Raw genomic sequence first — 247 nt, 5'->3', positions numbered from 1 at the left:
GGGTTTTGCAAAGTGATTATTTGCTAAGCAAAACACCCAAAATAATTAGATTTTTTTTAAATTTTTTTAATAAAATAATAAAAAAAAAATTACATTTTGATTTTATGTAAAAAAAACAAAAAAAAAAAAAAAAAAAAACAAAACCACACAAACCACCCCCCAAAACAACACCAACAACCAAAAAAACCAACCAAAACAGAAACCCAAACCAAACCACACCAAACCAAACACAAAAAAAAAACAACAA

At 25.1% G+C, this 247-nt stretch carries 1 protein-coding gene; it reads right to left on the bottom strand.

Translation table 11 applies throughout. From position 1 onward, the window contains the following. Positions 1–16: 16 nt before the first annotated feature. On the bottom strand, positions 17–247 hold a 231-nt coding region (locus AAEY78_RS15315), incomplete at its 5' end, for a hypothetical protein (protein ID WP_352340145.1).

This window comes from Psychrobacter sp. 16-MNA-CIBAN-0192 (assembly GCF_040309565.1).
Lineage (GTDB): Bacteria > Pseudomonadota > Gammaproteobacteria > Pseudomonadales > Moraxellaceae > Psychrobacter.
Note: the sequence above shows the minus strand (reverse complement) of the source record. Positions and strands in the feature narration are given on the sequence as shown.